The sequence below is a fragment of the Streptomyces sp. NPDC002884 genome (assembly GCF_040295245.1).
Lineage (GTDB): Bacteria > Actinomycetota > Actinomycetes > Streptomycetales > Streptomycetaceae > Streptomyces.
This window is the reverse complement of the sequence record NZ_JBEOVB010000013.1, coordinates 228172-246806: the sequence shown is the minus strand read 5'-3', so window position 1 is coordinate 246806 and position 18635 is coordinate 228172. Positions and strand designations below refer to the sequence as shown.

Below are 18635 nucleotides of genomic sequence, written 5' to 3'. Positions count from 1 at the left end.
CGGTCACATGTCCCCCCATGACCATGCCCTTCCTGACGAGCCGGACGATTCCGGCGCGGCGAGCGGGCCTGCGTCGGCCCGGCCCGGCGCCCACCCGCCGGCCGACCTGACCATCGACCTGACCGCACACGAGATGCTCCGGCGCGCCCATGTCCTGGAGGCTCTCGGCCCCGACTGGGACCCCGTCGCCGCGCTGCGCGACGAGGAGGCGGCGCACGAGCTGCTGTACTCCGGCCTCAGCGCGGAGCAGCAGCGCATGTACGACGAACTGGTCTCGGCCGGTGTGCTTCCGCGCCGAGGGGGTGGCCATGCTGCCGCTTGACCCGCAGGCCGACATCGGGCGCCGGGCCTGGGTGGCCTGCCCCAACTGCGACGACCGTCGTGGCTGCGACACCTGCGAGCAGGGCCGTACGTGCTCCGAGCACTGGCGCTACCTGCTCTCCAACGCGGGCAGCCTGCTCCACCTCCAGTGCCGGTCGTGCACCCACATCTGGGCGCACGAGACCCATTTCGGCGCCACCCGCTCCCCCTGGGAGCGCATCACGAGCGGCCTGCGCCGACGGTGACACCCTCACCCGGCTGACCCGGCTGACCCGGCTGACCCGGCTGACCCGGCTGACCCGGCTGACCCGGCTGACCCGGCTGACCCGGGGGTGCGCGGGGCGCGGGAGCGCCGGGGGTGTCGTGGGCGAGGCGCGGACGGTGGGACCGGACGGCGGACGAGTGACCGCTTTCGGATGACTTGTGATGATCCGACCGCCTGTCGCCGAGGACGGCGGCCCACCGGGGCCGAGGATCGTGGCGGCGGCCGTTTCTGCCGGCCGTTCGTCCGCCCGGAGGCAGCCGTGCACATCCTGCTCCTAGCCAGCGCGTTCAACAGCCTGACCCAGCGCGCCCACGCCGAACTGCGCGACCGCGGCCACCGGGTGGCGGTGGAACTCGCCCTGCCTGGCTGCTCGCCGGCGGACGCCGTGCGCCGGCACGCGCCGCAGCTCGTCGTGGCGCCGATGCTGAAGTCGGCGATCCCCGAGGAGGTCTGGTCGGCGTACACGTGTCTCGTCGTCCATCCCGGACCCGTGGGCGACCGTGGACCGTCCTCCCTGGACTGGGCGATCCACGAGGGCATCGACGAGTGGGGCGTCACCGTCCTCCAGGCCGACGGGGAGATGGACGCCGGCGATGTGTGGGCCTGCGTACCGTGTCGGCTTCCTCCGGTGTCCAAGAGCGAGCTGTACCGGGGCGAGATCGCCGACGCCGCGATCGAGGCCGTCCTGCTCGCGGTGGAGCGCTTCGCCGGGGGAACCCACGTGCCCCGCAAGCAGGACGCGAGCAGCGCGGCCGACGCCCGTTTCCGTCCGCGTCCGTACCTCGACCAGAGTGTCCGGCGCATCGACTGGGCCGAGGACACGACCGGGACCGTCCTGCGCAGGCTGAGGGCGGCCGACTCACAGCCCGGTGTGCTGGACGCGCTGCTCGGCGGCGAGTGGTACCTGCACGGCGGCCACCCCGAGAGCGTGTTGCGCGGCCGCCCGGGCGAGCTGCTGGCGACCCGGGCCGGAGCGGTCTGCCGGGCCACCCGGGACGGCGCGGTGTGGATCCCGGAGCTGCGCGCCCGGCGGCTCCCCGGGCAGCCGCCGACGTACAAGCTGCCCGCCGTGGCGGCGCTCGGCGACCGGCTGCCGCCCCTGCCCGAGGCGCCGGAGGCCACCTGGACGGACATCCGCTACCGGGAGAGCGGCGACGTCGGCTTCCTGTCGTTCTCCTTTCCCGGCGGCGCCATGAGCACCGGACAGTGCCGCCGGCTGCTGGACGCCTACCGGGAGGCGTGCGCGCGGCCCACGTCGGTGCTGGTACTGGGCGGCGAGCGGGACTTCTTCTCCAACGGGATCCACCTCAACGTCATCGAGGCGGCCGACGACCCCGCCGCCGAGTCCTGGGCGAACATCAACGCCATCGACGACCTGGTCGAGGCGGTCCTCGCGACGACCGACCGGCTGGTGGTCGCGGCGGTCGCGGGAAACGCCGCCGCGGGCGGGGTGATGCTCGCCCTGGCGGCCGACGAGGTGTGGTGCCGCTCGGGGGCCGTGCTGAACCCGCACTACCGTCTGATGGGCCTCTACGGCTCGGAGTACTGGACGTACACCCTGCCCCGCCGGGTGGGCCCGGCGGTGGCCGAACGGCTCACGCGGGACGCGCTGCCGGTGAGCGCGGCGGGCGCGCTGGCTCTGGGGCTCGTCGACCGGGTGGTGGACAGCGGTCCGGGAGCCTTCGCGGCGGAGGTCGGCCGCCTGGCCGCGCACCTGTCCGCCCTGCCGGTGACGGCGGCCCGGATCGCCGCGAAGAAGACGGAGCTGGAGCGGCGGGAGAGCGCGACCCCGCCGGCCGTGTTCCGGGACCGGGAGCTCGCCCGGATGCGCCGGACCTTCGACGACCCGGACGCCCCGTACCACGCTCTGCGCAGGGCGTTCGTCCACAAGGAGCGCCCGTCGGCCACCCCGGCCCACCTCTCCGCTTCTCAAACCGATTCGGGCCCGTCTGCCGCCGAATTCACCGGAACGGCCCCCCATGGCATCCCGTCGCGGCCCATCGGCTGATACCAAGAATCCGATGAACGCGGAAAGTCCCGAAACGGGGCTTTCCTTCCTCACCTCCCCAGGAGGCGGTCCCATGACTGAGGCGACGACGAAGACGGTCGGCGCTGCGCCCGCCGACGAGACACCCACGATCCACATTCTCTGGATCAACGCGGGCCTGAGCTGCGACGGCGACTCGGTCGCGTTGACGGCGGCCATGCAGCCCAGCATCGAGGAGATCGTGCTCGGCGTGCTGCCGGGGCTTCCGAAGATCGCCGTCCACTGGCCGCTCATCGACTTCGAGTGCGGTCCGATCGGCGGCGCGGACACGTTCATCGAGTGGTTCTTCAAGGGCGAGCGGGGCGAGATCGACCCCTTCGTACTGGTCGTCGAGGGTTCCATCCCCAACGAGGCGATCAAGCCCGAGGGCTACTGGTGCGGCTTCGGCGACAACCCGGAGACCGGCCAGCCGATCACCACCAGCGAGTGGATCGACCGGCTCGCCCCGAAGGCACTGGCGGTCGTCGCCATCGGCACCTGCGCCACCTACGGCGGCATCCACGCCATGGCGGGCAACCCGACCGGCGCCATGGGCCTGCCGGACTACCTCGGCTGGGACTGGAAGTCCCACGCCGGCATCCCCATCGTGTGCGTCCCCGGCTGCCCGATCCAGCCCGACAACTTCTCCGAGACGCTCACCTACCTGCTCTACCAGGCGACCGGCGCCGCCCCGATGATCCCGCTGGACGACAAGCTGCGTCCCACCTGGCTGTTCGGCGCCACCGTCCACGAGGGCTGCGACCGTGCCGGCTACTACGAGCAGGGTGAGTTCGCCCTGTCGTACGACTCGCCGAAGTGCCTGGTCAAGCTGGGCTGCTGGGGTCCGGTCGTCAAGTGCAACGTGCCCAAGCGCGGGTGGATGAACGGCATCGGCGGCTGTCCGAACGTCGGCGGCATCTGCATCGCCTGCACCATGCCCGGGTTCCCCGACAAGTTCATGCCGTTCATGGACGAGCCGCCCGGAGCCAAGCTCTCCAGCACGGCCAGCGGCGCCTACGGAGCCGTGGTCCGCAAGCTGCGCTCGATCACGGCGAAGACGGTGGACCAGGAGCCCAAGTGGCGCCGGACCGGGGAGAAGATCACCACCGGCTACCGGCCCCCCTGGTGACGTCCCACCACGAGTGACTCACGAGCGACCCGCTTCTGCTTCGCGCACCCCACAACCGAACCCCCCGCGCAACGAAGGGCACGGCAAAGACGATGGCAAGGACGAAGGCGGCCGGCGACGGCAGCGGCCTGGTGGAGATGGCCTGGGATCCGATCACCCGGATCGTGGGCAGCCTGGGCATCCACACGAAGATCGACTTCAAGCAGAAGCGGGTCGCGGAGTGCTACAGCACTTCGTCGGTCTTCCGCGGCTACAGCGTGTTCATGCGCGGCAAGGACCCCCGCGACGCCCACTTCATCACCAGCCGCATCTGCGGGATCTGCGGCGACAACCACGCCACCTGCTCGGTGTACGCGCAGAACATGGCGTACGGCGTGAAGCCCCCGCACCTCGGCGAGTGGATCATCAACCTCGGCGAGTCCGCGGAGTACATGTTCGACCACAACATCTTCCAGGAGAACCTGGTAGGGGTCGACTACTGCGAGAAGATGGTCAAGGAGACCAACCCCGGCGTCCTCGAACTCGCCGAGCGCACCGAGGCCCCGCACGCGGCCGAGCACGGCTACCGCACCATCGCCGACATCATGCGCTCGCTGAACCCCCTCGAAGGCGAGTTCTACCGCGAGGCCCTCCAGGTCAGCCGCTACACGCGCGAGATGTTCTGCCTGATGGAGGGCCGCCATGTGCACCCCTCCACGCTCTACCCCGGCGGCGTCGGCACCATCGCCTCGGTGCAGCTCTTCACGGACTACCTCAGCCGCCTGATGCGCTACGTCGAGTTCATGAAGCGCGTGGTGCCGCTGCACGACGACCTGTTCGACTTCTTCTACGAGGCGCTGCCGGGCTACGAGGAAGTCGGCCGCCGCCGGGTCCTCCTCGGCTGCTGGGGCGCGCTCAACGACCCCGAGTACTGCGACTTCACCTACGCCAACATGACGAACTGGGGCCGGCGGATGTTCGTCACCCCCGGCATCGTCGTGGACGGCAAGCTCGTCACCAACGACCTCACCGAGATCAACCTCGGCATCCGCATCCTGCTGGGCAGTTCGTACTACGAGGACTGGCAGGGCCAGGAGCAGTTCGTCACCCACGACCCGCTCGGCAACCCGGTGGATCCCCGCCACCCGTGGAACCAGCACACCATCCCCGCCCCGCAGAAGCGGAACTTCGACGACAAGTACAGCTGGGTCATGTCCCCGCGCTGGTTCGACGGCAAGGATCACCTCGCCCTGGACACCGGCGGCGGCCCCATCGCCCGCCTGTGGTCGACCGCGCTGTCCGGGCTCGTCGACATCGGGTACGTCAAGGCCACCGGCCACAGCGTGGTCATCAACCTGCCGCGCACCATGACCAAGCCGGAGACCAGCTTCGAGTGGAAGATCCCGAAGTGGTCCAACGCGCTGGAGCGCAACCGCGCGCGCACCTACTTCCAGGCGTACGCCGCCGCCGTCGCCCTGCACTGCGCGGAGAAGGGCCTCGAGGAGGTCCGCGCCGGCCGCACCCAGACCTGGGAGAAGTTCGAGGTGCCGGACGAGGGGCTCGGCGTCGGTTTCACCGAGGCGGTCCGCGGCGTCCTGTCGCACCACATGGTGATCCGCGACGGCAAGATCGCCAACTACCACCCGTACCCGCCCACCCCCTGGAACGCCAGTACCAGGGACACCTTCGGCACGCCGGGCCCGTACGAGGACGCCGTGCAGAACACCCCCATCTTCGAGGAGAACACCCCGGAGAACTTCAAGGGCATCGACATCATGCGCGCCGTCCGCAGCTTCGACCCCTGTCTGCCCTGTGGCGTCCACATGTACGTCGGGGGCGGCAAGACGGTGAAGTCGATGCACGTGCCCACCGGACTGAGCGGACTGGGCGGATGAGCGCGCCGACGACGGCCCGACCCGTCGACGCGGAACGGACCGGACGCCGGGTCGAGGAGGTGCTGGACCGGCTGGCCGCGAGCGGCGACCCGGCCGCCGCCGAGGCGGCCGAGGAACTCGTGCGCTCCCTCATGGACTTCTACGGCTCCGGCCTGGCCCGCGTCCTCCACCTGCTGTCCGACGCCCCGGGCGACCCGCTGGCGGGCCTGCTCGGCGACGAACTCGTCGCGAGTCTCCTCGTCCTGCACGACCTGCACCCCGAGGACCGTGACACGCGCATCACCCGGGCACTCGACAGCGTCCGCGAACACGCCCTGGACGTCGTGGACTTCGACGAGGAGAGCGGCGTCCTGACCCTGCGGGCCCGGGAGTCCGGCGGCTGCGGCTGTGGCTCCGGCTCCGGCGAGAACGCCCGGGAGGCGGCCCGGGCGGCGCTCGCCTGCTTCGCACCGGAGGTCGGTTCCGTCGACCTGCGGACCGAGCCCGCGGGACCCACGCTCCTCCAGATCGGCACCGCGCCGACGGGCGCCCGATGACGGCGTCCGCGGCGACGCGCACACCCGGCCTGCGGAGGTTCCTCACCGAGCGGTCCGCGCGGCCCGAACGGTGCGAGCTGTGCGCTCTGCCGGTCGAGGCGGACCACCGCCATCTGGTCGACACCGAGAAGCGCGCCCTCGTCTGCGCCTGCACCGCCTGCGCGCTGCTGATGCAGCAGCCGGGCGCCGCCGCGGGCCGCTTCCGCACGGTCCCCGCCCGCTACCTCACCGACCCCCGCCACCGGCTCGACGAGAGCGCGTGGGACGCGTTGCAGATCCCGGTCGGCGTCGCCTTCCTGTTCCGCAACGCGGCACTCGACCGGCTGGTCGCCCTCTACCCGAGTCCGGCCGGAGCCACCGAGAGCGAACTCGAACCGGCCACCTGGACGGCGGCCCTCGGCGACAGCCCCCTCGCCCGACTGCTCGAACCCGACGTGGAGGCGCTGCTGCTGCGCCGCACCGACGGCCGCTTCGAATGCCACCTCGTACCGATCGACATCTGCTACGAACTGGTCGGCCGTATGCGCCTGTTGTGGCAGGGCTTCGACGGCGGGGCCGAGGCCCGGGCAGCGCTGGACGCGTTCTTCGCCGACGTCTCGCGCCGCGCCCGGCCCGTGGACGAGCGGGTGCGGCCATGACGGAGTTCTCCTTCGCCTGCACCGGCGTCCGCGCCGACCGCTACGCCGCCGGACCGACCCTCGTCTTCCGGCTGCGCGTCACGGCCGCCGACGACGCGCGGGTGCACGCCCTCGCGCTGCGCTGCCAGATCCGCATCGAACCCGCCCGCCGCGGCTACGAGCCGGCCGAGGCCGACGGGCTGGCGGACCTCTTCGGCGAGCGCTCCCGCTGGGGCAGCACGCTCCAGCCGGTGCAGTTCGCCCAGATCTCGCTCATGGTCCCCGGCTTCACCGGAGAGACCGAGGCCGACCTCGTCGTCCCCTGCACCTACGACATGGACATCGCGGCGACCCGCTACCTCGACGCCCTCACCGCCGGCGAGGTGCCGCTGCTGATGCTGTTCTCCGGTACGGCGTTCACCGGCGAGGCCGGTTTCCGGGTCGAGCCGGTGCCGTGGGACCGGGAGGCGGCCTTCCGGATGCCCGTCGCGACCTGGCGGGAGATGGTCGAGCAGCACTTCCCCGGGTGCGGCTGGATCCGGCTGCCGCGCGACACCATGGACGCCCTCCTCGCCTACCGCTCCCGGCGCGCGCTGCCCTCCTGGGACGCCACCCTCAAGGCCCTGCTCGACGACGGCGGCAGCGCGGACCCGCCCCGGCGCGACCCGCTGCGCGCGCTCACCGGCACCACCGGAAGGACGGATCCGTGACCGTGACCGCGTTCGCCTCCGAGACGCAGGAGCGGTTCGCCCTCGCCCGGCAGGTGGCCGACGCCGTCCTCTTCGAGGGCTATGTGCTCTATCCGTACCGCGCCTCGGCGGCCAAGAACCGGCTGCGCTGGCAGTTCGGGGTGCTGGTGCCGCCCGGCTGGGGCGCCGAGTGCGAGGAGTACGACTTCCAGCACACCGAATGCCTGATGGAACCGAAGGCGGGCGCGACCCTCTCCGTCGAGGTGCGCTTCCTGCACGCCCGACGGCGCACGGTGCAGCGGGTACGCCCGGACGGCGGCTTCGAGACCGTGGCCGAGCTCCGCCTCGACGACCGGGTGCTGGTGCCCTGGGACGAGGGCGGCGAGGAGCGGGTCGAGGTGGTCGCCCCGGTGGACGCGCTCCTCGGCGACGGCGTCACCCACCCCTTCCGACGCCCCGCCCGGGAGGACACCGAACCCGTCCTGGACGCGGCCGGCCGCACCGTCGGCCGACTCCTGCGGCGGTGCGAGGAGGTCAGCGGGACGATCCGGCTGTCCGCCCGCGAGCTCGACGGCCCCTACCGGACCGTGCGGCTGACCGCCGTCGTGGAGAACACCAGTGCCTGGACACCGGCCGAGCCCGGCGACGCCGGCCGGGACGCGGCGCTGCCGCACTCCCTGGTGGCCACCCACCTCCTGATGGCCCTCAGCGCCGGATCGTTCCTGTCGATGACCGATCCCCCCGAGTGGGCGAAGGGCGCGGTCGCCGCCTGCCGCAACCTGCACACCTGGCCCGTACTCGCCGGTGAGGCGGGCAGCGCCGACCTCGTGCTGTCCTCACCGATCATCCTGGAGGACCATCCGGCCATCGCGCCGGAGAGCCCGGGGGCGCTCTACGACGCCACCGAGATCGACGAGATCCTCGCGCTGCGCACCGCGGCCCTCACCGACGAGGAGAAACGCGAGGCCCGCGGCACCGACGACCGGGCGGCCGCCGTGATCGAGCTGGCGGACTCGATGCCGGCCGAGGTCCTGGAGCGGCTGCACGGGGCGGTCCGCACCCTGCGTCGGGCGACCGACCCGGCGGTCCCCGCCGCCCCGGACGGCGGCTTCCCCGACGAGCACGGGGTGCAGCGGCCCGACACCCCCTGGTGGGACCCCGCGAGCGAGGCGGGCTTCGACCCGACACGGGACCATGTCCTCGTGGACGGCCGGACGGTCGGCAAGGGCAGCCGCGTCGAGCTGCGCCCGGGCCTGCGGCGCACCGACGCACAGGACATCTTCCTGCGGGGCGCCACCGCGCAGGTCGAGGCGGTGCTGCACGACGTCGACGGCGGGGTGCACCTGGCGGTCACGGTCGAGGGCGACCCGGGCGCCGACATCCGGCGCGAGCAGGGCCGGTTCCTGTACTTCCAGCCCGACGAGGTCACCCCGCTGGAGGACGACGCATGAACGTTCCCGCGCCGGCAGCTCGAAGGACGCTCGTGGCGGGCATCGGCAACATCTTCCTCACGGACGACGGCTTCGGCGTGGAGACCGCCCGCCGGCTCAGCGAGCGCGAACTGCCCGCACATGTCGAGGTCGTGGACATCGGAGTGCGCGGGGTGCACCTCGCCTACCAGCTCCTCGACGGCTACGACACCCTCGTCCTGGTGGACGCCACGGCGCGCGGCGAAGCCCCCGGCACGCTCTATGTGATCGAACACGACGCCGGCGCGGGCCCGCCGCCCGGCACGCCCCCGCTGGACGGGCACCGGATGACCCCCGACGCCGTCCTGGCGCTGCTGGGCACCCTGTGCGCCGGGACCGGGGGCGAGCCGCCACGGCGCGTCCTGGTCGTCGGGTGCGAACCGGCCACGGTGGACGAGGGCATCGGTCTCAGCCCGCCCGTGTCCGACGCCGTACCGGAGGCCGTCCGGCTGATCGAAGAGCTGCTGTGGACCGGGGAGCCGGGAGAGTCCGCGCCGCGGGCCACGGCCGACGGGATCTCGACATGAGGAGAGACGGGATGAAGAAGATGGTCATCGGCGGAGCGGCCCTCGCGGCCCTGGTCGCCCTCGGCGTCGAAGTGCTTCCCGACGTGCGGCGCTACCTGCGCATCCGCCGGATGTGAACCACGGCCGCCACCGGTCCGCGCGGTTGCGTCGAACGGCGTACCCGGCGGCCGGTGACGGCGTGCCGGGCCGTGCGGCCCGGCACGCGCGCCTCTAATGAAGGCCGACCGGAGGCAGGCCGCGAAAGGACGGAGACCTATGCACGAGATGTCCGTCGCGCTGGCCGTCGTCGACCAGGTGGCCGAGGCCGCCGAGCGGGCCGGCGACGTCACGGCGGTGCGGTCGGTACGGCTCCAGGTCGGCGAACTGGCCGGCGTCGTACCCGATTCGCTCGCCTTCTGCTTCGAACTGGTCTGCGCCGGGACCCTGCTGGAAGGCGCCGAACTGGTCACCGAGGCGGTGCCGGGCCGGGCCCGCTGCACACCCTGCGCCCACGAGTGGGCCGTCGGCATGCCACCCCGGCTGACCTGTCCCGCGTGCGGCGGGGCGACCACCGATCTGCTCGCCGGCCGGGAACTGCGGATCGCCGCCGTGCAGTGGGAGACCGGCGACCCCACGCCCACCCGCGAACCGATCTCCGAGGAGTGCTGAACCATGTGTCGTGTCGTCGACCTGCGTCAGGCCGTGCTCGCCAAGAACGACGCGAGCGCCCACACGCTGCGCACCCGCCTCGCGGCGCACGGCACCACGGTCGTCAACCTGCTGTCCAGTCCGGGCAGCGGCAAGACCGCCCTGCTGGAGAGCGAACTGCTGCGGGCACGGGAGCGTTCCGTGCCCGTCGCCGCGCTGACCGCCGATCTCGCCACCGAGAACGACGCGATCCGGCTGGCCCGGTCGGGCGCCCCGGTCAAGCAGGTGCTCACCGACGGGCTGTGCCATCTGGAGGCGGGCATGCTCGCCGGGCACCTGGACGGGTGGCTGCCCGACGGCACCCGGCTGCTGTTCGTGGAGAACGTCGGCAACCTGGTCTGCCCCGCCGGCTATGACCTGGGGGAGACCCTGAGGGTCGTCCTCGTCTCGGTGACGGAGGGCGAGGACAAGCCGCTCAAGTACCCCACCGCGTTCGGCCTCGCCCACCTGGTCGTCGTCACCAAGACCGACCTCGCGGACGTCGTGGAGTTCGACGAGATCGCCTTCCGCGCGAACGTCCAGCAGGTCAACCCGGGAGTCGAGGTGGTCCTGACCTCGGCCCGCCGCGGGAAGGGCGTGGGCGCGCTGCTCGACCGGGCGCTCGCCGCCGCCGAGGGCGCGCCCCCGCACGCGCCGGTGATGGCCGGCCGACCGGACCTCCGGCACGGTCACGCGCACACCCACCCGCACGACCACCCGTACAGCCGCCCGCACGACCACCCCCACAGCCACCCCCACACCCATGCCGACGACACCGACGCCGGCGACCTGGCGCCCACCCCCTCGTGAGCGCTCCGCCGCCGGCGGCCGTGGTCGCCGGTGAACTGCCGCTGCGCCGCCGGGTCACCGTGCGGGGAGTGGTGCAGGGCGTGGGCTTCCGGCCCTACCTGTACGGCCTCGCCACCGAACTCGCCCTGGCCGGTCATGTGACCAACACCGCGGAGGGCGTCGTCGTGGAGGTCGAGGGCAGCGCCTCGGCCGTGGCCCGGTTCTGCGACCGGATCGCCGCCCAGGCGCCTCCGCTGGCCCGCGTCGAGTCCGTCCACCACCGGGAGGTGCCGCCCGTCGGCGGCACCGCGTTCACCATCCTCACCTCCCGCGGCGGCGGCCCGGTCCGCACCCTGGTCTCCCCGGACCGCGCCACCTGCGCCGACTGCCTCGCCGAACTGGCCGACCCGGCGGACCGGCGGTACCGCCACCCGTTCGTCAACTGCACGCACTGCGGCCCGCGCTTCACGATCGTCACCGGTGTGCCGTACGACCGGGCCCACACCACCATGGCCGGCTTCGCCCTGTGCCCCGACTGCGCCCGGGAGTACGCGGATCCGGCCGACCGCCGTTTCCACGCGCAGCCGGTCGCCTGCCCGGCCTGCGGGCCGCGGTTGCGCCTGCTGGCCCCGCCGTCCGACGACCGTACGGGGACGGACCCGGTCACCGAGGCGCGCGCCCTGCTGTCGGGCGGCGCGATCCTCGCCGTGAAGGGACTGGGCGGCTACCACCTGGCCTGCGATGCCACGAACGAGGCGGCGGTCGCCCGCCTGCGCCGGCGCAAGGCACGGGGGGACAAGCCGTTCGCCGTCATGGCCCGGAGCGCGGCCGACGTCGAGCACCTCGTCCGGCTGGGCCCCGAGGAGCGGAACCTGCTCGAGGACGGCGTCCGGCCCGTCGTGCTGCTGCGCCGACGCCCGGACCCGGTGTACACGGCGGGGGCCCCGCGGCCCGCCGAGGCCGTCGCGCCCGGCAGTCCCGACCTCGGTGTGCTGCTGCCGTACACACCGCTGCACCACCTGCTGCTCGGCCTGCCCGGCGACCCGGATGGCCCCCGGCTGCTCGTCATGACCAGCGGCAACGTGTCCGGTGAGCCGATCGTCACCGACGACACCGAGGCGCTGGAACGGCTCGCGCCGCTGGCCGACGCCTGGCTCACGCACGACCGGCCGATCCACGTCCCCTGCGACGACTCCGTCGTCCGCGTCTGCGACGGGGAGCCGCTGGTGATCCGCCGCTCCCGCGGCTACGCGCCGCTGCCGGTCGCCCTCCCGCTGCCCGTCCGCCCCGCCCTCGCGGTCGGCGGCGACCTGAAGAACGCCTTCTGCCTGGGGACGGGCCGGCGCGCCTGGCTGTCCGCGCACATCGGCGACATGGACGACCTCGCCACCCAGCGGGCTTTCGAGAGCGCGGTGGCGCAGCTCCGGTCCATCACCGGCGTACGGCCCGGCACGCTGGTGGCCGACCGGCATCCCGGCTACCGCTCCGCCCGGTGGGCCCGCCGCGAGGCGGCGGCACGGCCCGTCGTGCGCGTCCAGCACCATCACGCGCACATCGCCTCCGCGATGGCCGAGCACGGTCTGGACGGCACCCGGCCGGTGATCGGCGTCGCCTTCGACGGCACCGGCCACGGCGACGACGGAGCGGTGTGGGGCGGGGAGTTCCTGCTCGCGGACTACGACGGCTTCAGCCGGTTCGGGCACCTCGGGTACGTCCCGCTGCCCGGTGGCGACGCCGCGGTGCGCAGGCCGTACCGCATGGCGCTGGCCCATCTGAGGGCGGCCGGGATCGACTGGTCCGACGACCTCGCCTGCACCGCCGCCTGCCCGCCCGACGAACTCCGGCTTCTGGAAAGGCAGTTGGAGCGTGGCCTGCACTGCGTCCCCACCTCCAGCATGGGGCGGCTCTTCGACGCCGTGTCCTCTCTCGCCGGGGTGTGCCACCGCGCCGGATACGAGGCACAGGCCGCCGTGGAGCTGGAGGGCGCGGCGCTTCGCGCGCCCACCGGCGACCGGGACGCGTACGCCTTCGGCCTGCACGGATCCGAGGACGCGCCCCATGGGGACGGCGCGGTACGCGCCGATCCCGCGCCCGTCCTCGCCGCGATCGTCGCCGACCTGCGGGCGGGCGTCGGACCCGCCCTGGTCGCGGCCCGCTTCCACCGGGCGGTGACCGGCCTGGTGCACCGGATCTGCGTGCGGGCCCGAGAGCGGCACGGGCTGGACACGGTCGCTCTGACGGGAGGCGTGTTCGTCAACACGCTCCTCTCCTCGGCCTGCGCCGCCACCCTGCGCGAGGACGGCTTCACGGTCCTGCGGCACCGGCTGGTGCCGCCGGGCGACGGCGGTCTGGCACTGGGCCAGCTGATGGTGGCCGCCCGGACCACTCCCACCGACTGAGCAAGGCGCGACCCACAGCGAGGAGAGGCTCATGTGCCTGGCGGTACCCGGCAGAGTGCTGGACATCGAGGACCGGGACGGCACCCGGATGGCCACCGTCGACTTCGGCGGCGTGGTCAAGGAGGTGTGCCTGGAGTACCTGCCCGACCTCCAGGTCGGCGAGTACGCCATCGTCCACGTCGGCTTCGCCCTGCAGCGGCTGGACGAGGAGTCGGCACGGCAGACGCTCGAACTCTTCGCCGAACTCGGCATGCTGCAGGAGGAGTTCGGCGACGCCTGGGAGATGGCGGCGGCGGAGGCGGGCGCGGAGCCAGTGGAAGAGGTGCACAATCAGTGAAGTACATCGACGAGTTCCAGGATCCGGAGCTGGCCCGTCGGCTCCTCGACGACATCCATGCCACGGTGACCAGACCCTGGGCGCTGATGGAGGTCTGCGGCGGTCAGACGCACAGCATCATCCGGCACGGCATCGACCAACTCCTGCCGGAAGAAGTGGAGTTGATCCACGGTCCGGGCTGTCCCGTCTGCGTGACCCCGCTGGAGGTCATCGACAAGGCGCTGGCGATCGCCTCCCGGCCGGAGGTGATCTTCTGCTCCTTCGGGGACATGCTGCGGGTGCCGGGCACCGGACGTGACCTGTTCCAGGTCCGCGGGGAGGGCGGCGACGTACGGGTCGTCTACTCGCCGCTCGACGCGCTGCGGATCGCGCAGCAGAACCCCGGCCGCGAAGTGGTGTTCTTCGGCATCGGCTTCGAGACGACGGCGCCCCCCAACGCCATGACGGTCCACCAGGCCCGGAAGCTGGGCATCCCGAACTTCAGCATGCTGGTGTCCCATGTCCGGGTACCACCGGCCATCGAGGCGATCATGTCGTCGCCGAGCTGCCGGGTACAGGGCTTCCTCGCGGCCGGGCACGTGTGCAGCGTGATGGGGGTGGAGGAGTACCCGGAACTGGCGGAGCGCTTCCGCGTCCCGATCGTCGTGACGGGTTTCGAGCCGCTGGACATCCTCGAAGGCGTGCGCCGGGCCGTCCGTCAGCTGGAACGCGGCGAGCACACCGTCGACAACGCCTACGCCCGTGCCGTCCGCCCGGAGGGCAACCCGGCCGCCCGGGCCATGCTGGAGGACGTCTTCGAGGTCACCGACCGGGCCTGGCGCGGCATCGGTGTGATCCCCGGCAGCGGCTGGCGGCTGTCGTCGAAGTACCGCGACCACGACGCCGAGCACCGCTTCCCGGTCGACGGGATCCGGACGGAGGAGCCCGCCGAGTGCCGCAGCGGCGAGGTCCTGCAAGGGCTGCTCAAGCCGCACGAGTGCGAGGCCTTCGGCACCCTGTGCACCCCCCGCACCCCGCTGGGCGCCACCATGGTCTCCACCGAGGGGGCCTGCGCCGCGTACTACCTCTACCGGCGGCTGGACATGCCCGCCACCAAGACCCGGGAGGCGACCCCCGTTGTCTGACATCACCGACCTGCCCGCCCCCGCCCCAGCCCGTGCGCTCGACGTCGAGGGCTGGACCTGTCCGGCGCCGCTGCGCGACCGGCCCCGGGTCGTCATGGGGCACGGTGGCGGGGGAGTCCTCACCGCCGAACTGCTCGAGCAGATCTTCGCGCCCGCCTTCGGGGGCGAGGTGCTCTCGCAGTTGGGCGACTCCGCCGTCCTGTCCCTGGGCGGGGCCCGGCTGGCCTTCTCCACCGACTCCTACGTGGTGCGGCCGCTGTTCTTCCCCGGCGGCAGCATCGGCGATCTGGCGGTCAACGGCACCGTCAACGACCTCGCCATGAGCGGCGCCCGCGCCGCCTACCTCTCCTGCGGATTCATCCTGGAGGAGGGCGTCGAGCTGGACGTGGTCCGGCGGGTGTCCGAGGCGCTGGGCGCGGCCGCGCGCACCGCCGGGGTGGAGGTGGCCACCGGGGACACCAAGGTGGTGGAGGCCGGGCACGGCGACGGGATCTACCTCAACACCGCGGGCATCGGCCTCGTCCCCGCGGGCGTCGATCTGCGGCCGCAGCGGGTCGTGCCCGGTGACGTGGTGATCGTCAGTGGCGCCATCGGTGTCCACGGGGTGGCGGTCATGAGCGTGCGCGAGGGCCTGGAGTTCGGGGTCGAGATCAAGAGCGACTGCGCGGCGCTCGGCGGCCTGGTCGACGCCATGCTCGCCGTCACCCCGGATCTGCATGTGCTGCGCGATCCCACCCGGGGCGGTCTGGCGGCCGCGCTCAACGAGATCGCGGCGGCCTCCGGTGCGGGGGTGGTCATCCGGGAACGCGACGTCCCGGTCCCGTCGGCCGTGGCCAACGCTTGCGCCATCCTGGGCCTGGATCCCATGTACATCGCCAACGAGGGCAAGCTGGTGGCCTTCGTCCCGCGCGAGCACGCCGACGCCGTCCTCGAGGCGATGCGGGCCCATCCGCTGGGCGCGGACTCCGTGATCATCGGCGAGGCCGTCGAGGCGCATCCCGGGATGGTCGTGGCCAGGACCGGGCTGGGCGGCACGCGGGTGGTCGATCTGCCGATCGGGGAGCAGCTGCCGCGGATCTGCTGACGCGGATCCCGTGTCCGGGATCCGGCCGTCCACGCGCCGGGCCGCGCAGGATCCGGCCGTCCACGCGCCGAGCGGGCCGTCAGCCCGAACGGCGTCCGGACGGCGGGTCCTGCGGGTCGACGCCCGTGGTGGCGGAGGCGTCCCTGGTGCCGCTGGGGCGCTGGGAGCGACCCCTGCGGCCGGTGTCCCGCCGGCCCTTCTCGTCCGTGTCGGCGTACTCCTCGCCGCGTGTGCCGCGACTTTCGACCGTGTCGCCCGGAACGGACTTCGTCTCCTGCGCGGACCTGGTCCGGCCCCGGCCCTTCTCGTCGGCGTACTCGGCTTCGTGGAAGGAGCGGTGGGTGCTCGGGTTGTCCTGCTGGCGTGTCTCGTCCACATCGGGCGACCAGCCGTGCTGCCCGGCGCCCTCGTGGCGGCTCGGCCCCTTACCGTGCGGTGGCTCGGACGAACGTGGTCGCTTCGTCATGGTCCGACCTGCCTGTTCCTGGTGGGTGGAGGACGCCGGTCGGGCGCCGTCGTGCTCACTGAATTATCCCCTCTTGCGATATTTCGAGCACGTGATGGGCCCCTGGGGCCCATCGATCCGGACAGCTCCCACGGCTACCAGACCTGGTGCAGGGCCGAGGACGGCAGACCGGTGTGCCGCCCGACCCGGACCTGGCTGACGGAGAAGGAGCGAGCCGCCCAGCCGCGGGGCCGGCGTCCCGGAAGGGGCGTCGGTGTTCCCCTGAGGGCGCCTGCCGCGCCCGTGTTTCCCGCCTCGGGGCTTCCCTTGCCGGTGGAGACTGGTCCGAGGACCAGACCGTCGGCCAGGAAGCCCCGAACCGCGAGGAACGACCATGGACTTCACTGTCGAGACCGCCACCGAAGCGGTCGTGGACAGCTTCCGCAACACCGAGGACCCCCGGCTGCGGGAGGTGCTGAAGAGCCTGACCCGTCACCTCCACGCCTTCGTGCGGGACGTCGGGCCGACTCCGGGGGAGTGGGAGGAGGCGATCGGGTTCCTGACCGCCGTCGGGCAGAAGTGCGACGACACCCGGCAGGAGTTCGTCCTGCTCTCCGACGTCCTGGGCGTGTCGATGCTCGTCGAGACGCTCAACGGGGTGGAGGAGGGAACCGAGAGCACCGTCCTCGGCCCGTTCCACATGACCGAGTCCCCCCGCCGGGACCTCGGCGACAGCATCGACCTTCTCGGCACCGGCCGCCCCTGTGTGGTCTCCGGCCGGGTGCTGGCCACCGACGGCACCCCGCTGCCGGGCGCCGAGCTCGATGTGTGGCAGTGCGACGAGGAGGGCTTCTACGACGTGCAGCGGCCCGATGTCCAGCCGCCGGGCAACGGGCGCGGGCTGTTCCGTACCGACGACGAGGGCCGCTTCTGGTTCCGCACCGTCGTCCCGTCCCCTTATCCGATCCCCACGGACGGGCCGGTGGGCACCCTGCTGCGCGCCACCGGCCGGCACCCCTTCCGGCCCGCCCACGTCCACTTCATCGCGAGCGCCGGGGGCCATCGGCCGGTCACCACCCACACGTTCGTCGCCGACGGCCCCTACCTCGACTCCGACGCCGTCTTCGCCGTCAAACAGGGCCTGATCACCGACTTCGCGGAGTCGAACGACGAGCGCGCGGCCGAGCGCTACGGAGTGACCGCGCCCTTCACCCACGCCGGTTTCGACATCGTCCTGGCGCCGGATGCGGAGACGTCACGATGACGTTCACGTACGAGGCGCTGCCCATGCGGGTGGTCTTCGGCGCCGGAAGTCTCGCCCAACTGCCGCAGGAAACTGCCCGGTTGGGTCTACGGCGGCTGCTGGTGCTGTCCACCCCCGGTCAGCGCGCGCTCGCCGAGCGGGCCGCCGGGCTGCTGGGCGACGCCTGCGCCGGACTGTTCGGCGAGGCGCGGACGCATGTGCCGGCCGAGACCGCCGACGCGGCCCGCGCGGCCGCCCGCGAGGCCGGCGCGGACGGCTGCCTGGCCGTCGGGGGAGGCTCCGCCGTCGGCCTCGGCAAGGCAGTCGCCCGGGACACCGGCCTGCCCGTGATCGGCGTGCCGACCACCTACGCCGGCTCGGAGATGACCCCCGTGTGGGGCCTGACCGAGCAGGGCCGCAAGCGCACCGGCCGAGACCGGGCCGTCCTGCCGCGCGCCGTGATCTACGACCCCGAACTCACCCTCCGTCTCCCCGTCCAGGTGTCCGTCACCAGCGGATTCAACGCCGTCGCCCATGCGGTGGAGGCCCTGTACGCGCCCGACGCCTCGCCGATCGTGTCCCTGATGGCCGAGGAGGGGGTGCGCTCGCTCGCCGCCGCCCTGCCCGCCGTCGCCGCCGATCCGCGGGACGTCGACGCCCGCACGGACGCGCTCCGGGGAGCGTGGCTCTGCGGGGCCTGCCTGGGTGTCACGACCATGTCCCTGCACCACAAGCTCTGTCACATCCTCGGTGGCACCTTCGACCTGCCGCACGCCGCCACCCACACCGTCCTGCTCCCGTACGTCGCCGCCTTCAACCTTCCCGCGGCGCCCGCTGCCGACCGGGTCCTGCGCGGAGCCCTCGCCACCGACGACGTACCCGGGCACCTCGCGCGAGCGGCCGCCGGCCTCGGCGCCCCGCGCTCTCTCGCCGAACTCGGGCTCGGCGAGCGCGACTTCGACGAGATCATCGCCCAGGCGCGGGCCCAGCCCTACGCCAACCCCCGCCCGGTCACCGAAGGAGCCCTGCGTGCGCTCCTCACCGACGCCCTGAACGGAAGCCTCGCGGTCTGAGCGGCGGAAGCCATGGCAAGTA

20 protein-coding genes are annotated in these 18635 nt (G+C 72.8%); 19 read left to right on the top strand and 1 reads right to left on the bottom strand.

Annotated elements, in window-relative coordinates:
• Positions 1-7: 7 nt before the first annotated feature.
• The 17 genes from ABT070_RS25845 to hypE all read left to right on the top strand — a co-directional run bounded on the left by ABT070_RS25845 (position 8) and on the right by hypE (position 15852).
• Positions 8-322 carry a DUF6400 family protein gene (locus ABT070_RS25845; RefSeq protein WP_351764244.1) on the top strand — a complete coding sequence of 105 codons (315 nt, stop codon included), beginning with the start codon at positions 8-10 and terminating at the stop codon, positions 320-322.
• Positions 309-566: a hypothetical protein gene (locus ABT070_RS25840; protein WP_351764243.1), complete on the top strand. Its 258-nt coding sequence runs from the start codon at positions 309-311 to the stop codon at positions 564-566. Before ABT070_RS25845 ends, ABT070_RS25840 begins: the two co-directional genes overlap by 14 nt.
• Before the next feature lie 279 nt (positions 567-845).
• Complete coding sequence (locus ABT070_RS25835; protein WP_351764242.1) at positions 846-2594, top strand: enoyl-CoA hydratase-related protein; 1749 nt, start codon at positions 846-848, stop codon at positions 2592-2594.
• A 73-nt stretch (positions 2595-2667) separates the two neighbouring features.
• Positions 2668-3741: an NADH-quinone oxidoreductase subunit B family protein gene (locus ABT070_RS25830; protein ID WP_351764241.1), complete on the top strand. Its 1074-nt coding sequence runs from the start codon at positions 2668-2670 to the stop codon at positions 3739-3741.
• Between the two features lie 92 nt (positions 3742-3833).
• Entirely contained in the window at positions 3834-5615 is a 1782-nt protein-coding gene (locus tag ABT070_RS25825; protein WP_351764240.1) for a nickel-dependent hydrogenase large subunit, read from the top strand.
• Positions 5612-6151 carry a NifU-related iron-sulfur-binding protein gene (locus ABT070_RS25820; RefSeq protein ID WP_351764239.1) on the top strand — a complete coding sequence of 180 codons (540 nt, stop codon included), beginning with the start codon at positions 5612-5614 and terminating at the stop codon, positions 6149-6151. Before ABT070_RS25825 ends, ABT070_RS25820 begins: the two co-directional genes overlap by 4 nt.
• A complete protein-coding gene (locus ABT070_RS25815) occupies positions 6148-6789 on the top strand; it encodes a DUF5947 family protein (protein WP_351764238.1) in 642 nt (213 codons plus the stop codon). The genes ABT070_RS25820 and ABT070_RS25815 overlap by 4 nt, the downstream gene beginning before the upstream one ends.
• On the top strand, positions 6786-7478 hold the full coding sequence (locus ABT070_RS25810; RefSeq protein WP_351764237.1) for a DUF6084 family protein: 693 nt from the start codon (positions 6786-6788) through the stop codon (positions 7476-7478). Before ABT070_RS25815 ends, ABT070_RS25810 begins: the two co-directional genes overlap by 4 nt.
• Positions 7475-8908: a hypothetical protein gene (locus ABT070_RS25805; protein ID WP_351764236.1), complete on the top strand. Its 1434-nt coding sequence runs from the start codon at positions 7475-7477 to the stop codon at positions 8906-8908. The genes ABT070_RS25810 and ABT070_RS25805 overlap by 4 nt, the downstream gene beginning before the upstream one ends.
• Positions 8905-9453, top strand: a complete 549-nt coding sequence (locus tag ABT070_RS25800) for a hydrogenase maturation protease (RefSeq protein WP_351764235.1) — start codon at positions 8905-8907, stop codon at positions 9451-9453. Before ABT070_RS25805 ends, ABT070_RS25800 begins: the two co-directional genes overlap by 4 nt.
• Before the next feature lie 11 nt (positions 9454-9464).
• On the top strand, positions 9465-9569 hold the full coding sequence (locus tag ABT070_RS46285) for a DUF6893 family small protein (RefSeq protein ID WP_403874025.1): 105 nt from the start codon (positions 9465-9467) through the stop codon (positions 9567-9569).
• Positions 9570-9708: 139 nt separating this feature from the next.
• The gene (gene hypA, locus ABT070_RS25795) at positions 9709-10101 is read left to right on the top strand and encodes a hydrogenase maturation nickel metallochaperone HypA (protein WP_351764234.1); all 393 of its coding nucleotides are present in this window, start codon (positions 9709-9711) and stop codon (positions 10099-10101) included.
• Between the two features lie 3 nt (positions 10102-10104).
• Complete coding sequence (gene hypB, locus ABT070_RS25790; protein WP_351764233.1) at positions 10105-10929, top strand: hydrogenase nickel incorporation protein HypB; 825 nt, start codon at positions 10105-10107, stop codon at positions 10927-10929.
• Positions 10926-13307, top strand: coding sequence for a carbamoyltransferase HypF (gene hypF / locus ABT070_RS25785; protein ID WP_351764232.1), 2382 nt, complete (start codon positions 10926-10928; stop codon positions 13305-13307). Before hypB ends, hypF begins: the two co-directional genes overlap by 4 nt.
• 31 nt (positions 13308-13338) lie before the next feature.
• Positions 13339-13644: a HypC/HybG/HupF family hydrogenase formation chaperone gene (locus ABT070_RS25780; protein WP_351764231.1), complete on the top strand. Its 306-nt coding sequence runs from the start codon at positions 13339-13341 to the stop codon at positions 13642-13644.
• Complete coding sequence (hypD, locus tag ABT070_RS25775; protein WP_351764230.1) at positions 13641-14768, top strand: hydrogenase formation protein HypD; 1128 nt, start codon at positions 13641-13643, stop codon at positions 14766-14768. The genes ABT070_RS25780 and hypD overlap by 4 nt, the downstream gene beginning before the upstream one ends.
• Entirely contained in the window at positions 14761-15852 is a 1092-nt protein-coding gene (gene hypE, locus ABT070_RS25770) for a hydrogenase expression/formation protein HypE (RefSeq protein WP_351764229.1), read from the top strand. Before hypD ends, hypE begins: the two co-directional genes overlap by 8 nt.
• Before the next feature lie 79 nt (positions 15853-15931).
• Here hypE and ABT070_RS25765 read toward each other — a convergent pair whose 3' ends face one another.
• Positions 15932-16318, bottom strand: a complete 387-nt coding sequence (locus ABT070_RS25765) for a hypothetical protein (protein ID WP_351764228.1) — start codon at positions 16316-16318, stop codon at positions 15932-15934.
• 373 nt (positions 16319-16691) lie between these two features.
• On the opposite strand from ABT070_RS25765, the gene ABT070_RS25760 reads away from it, so the two are divergent.
• Together ABT070_RS25760 and ABT070_RS25755 are read left to right on the top strand one after the other, a co-directional pair.
• Positions 16692-17561 carry a dioxygenase family protein gene (locus ABT070_RS25760; protein WP_351764227.1) on the top strand — a complete coding sequence of 290 codons (870 nt, stop codon included), beginning with the start codon at positions 16692-16694 and terminating at the stop codon, positions 17559-17561.
• The gene (locus tag ABT070_RS25755) at positions 17558-18613 is read left to right on the top strand and encodes a maleylacetate reductase (protein ID WP_351764226.1); all 1056 of its coding nucleotides are present in this window, start codon (positions 17558-17560) and stop codon (positions 18611-18613) included. Before ABT070_RS25760 ends, ABT070_RS25755 begins: the two co-directional genes overlap by 4 nt.
• Positions 18614-18635: the final 22 nt, after the last annotated feature.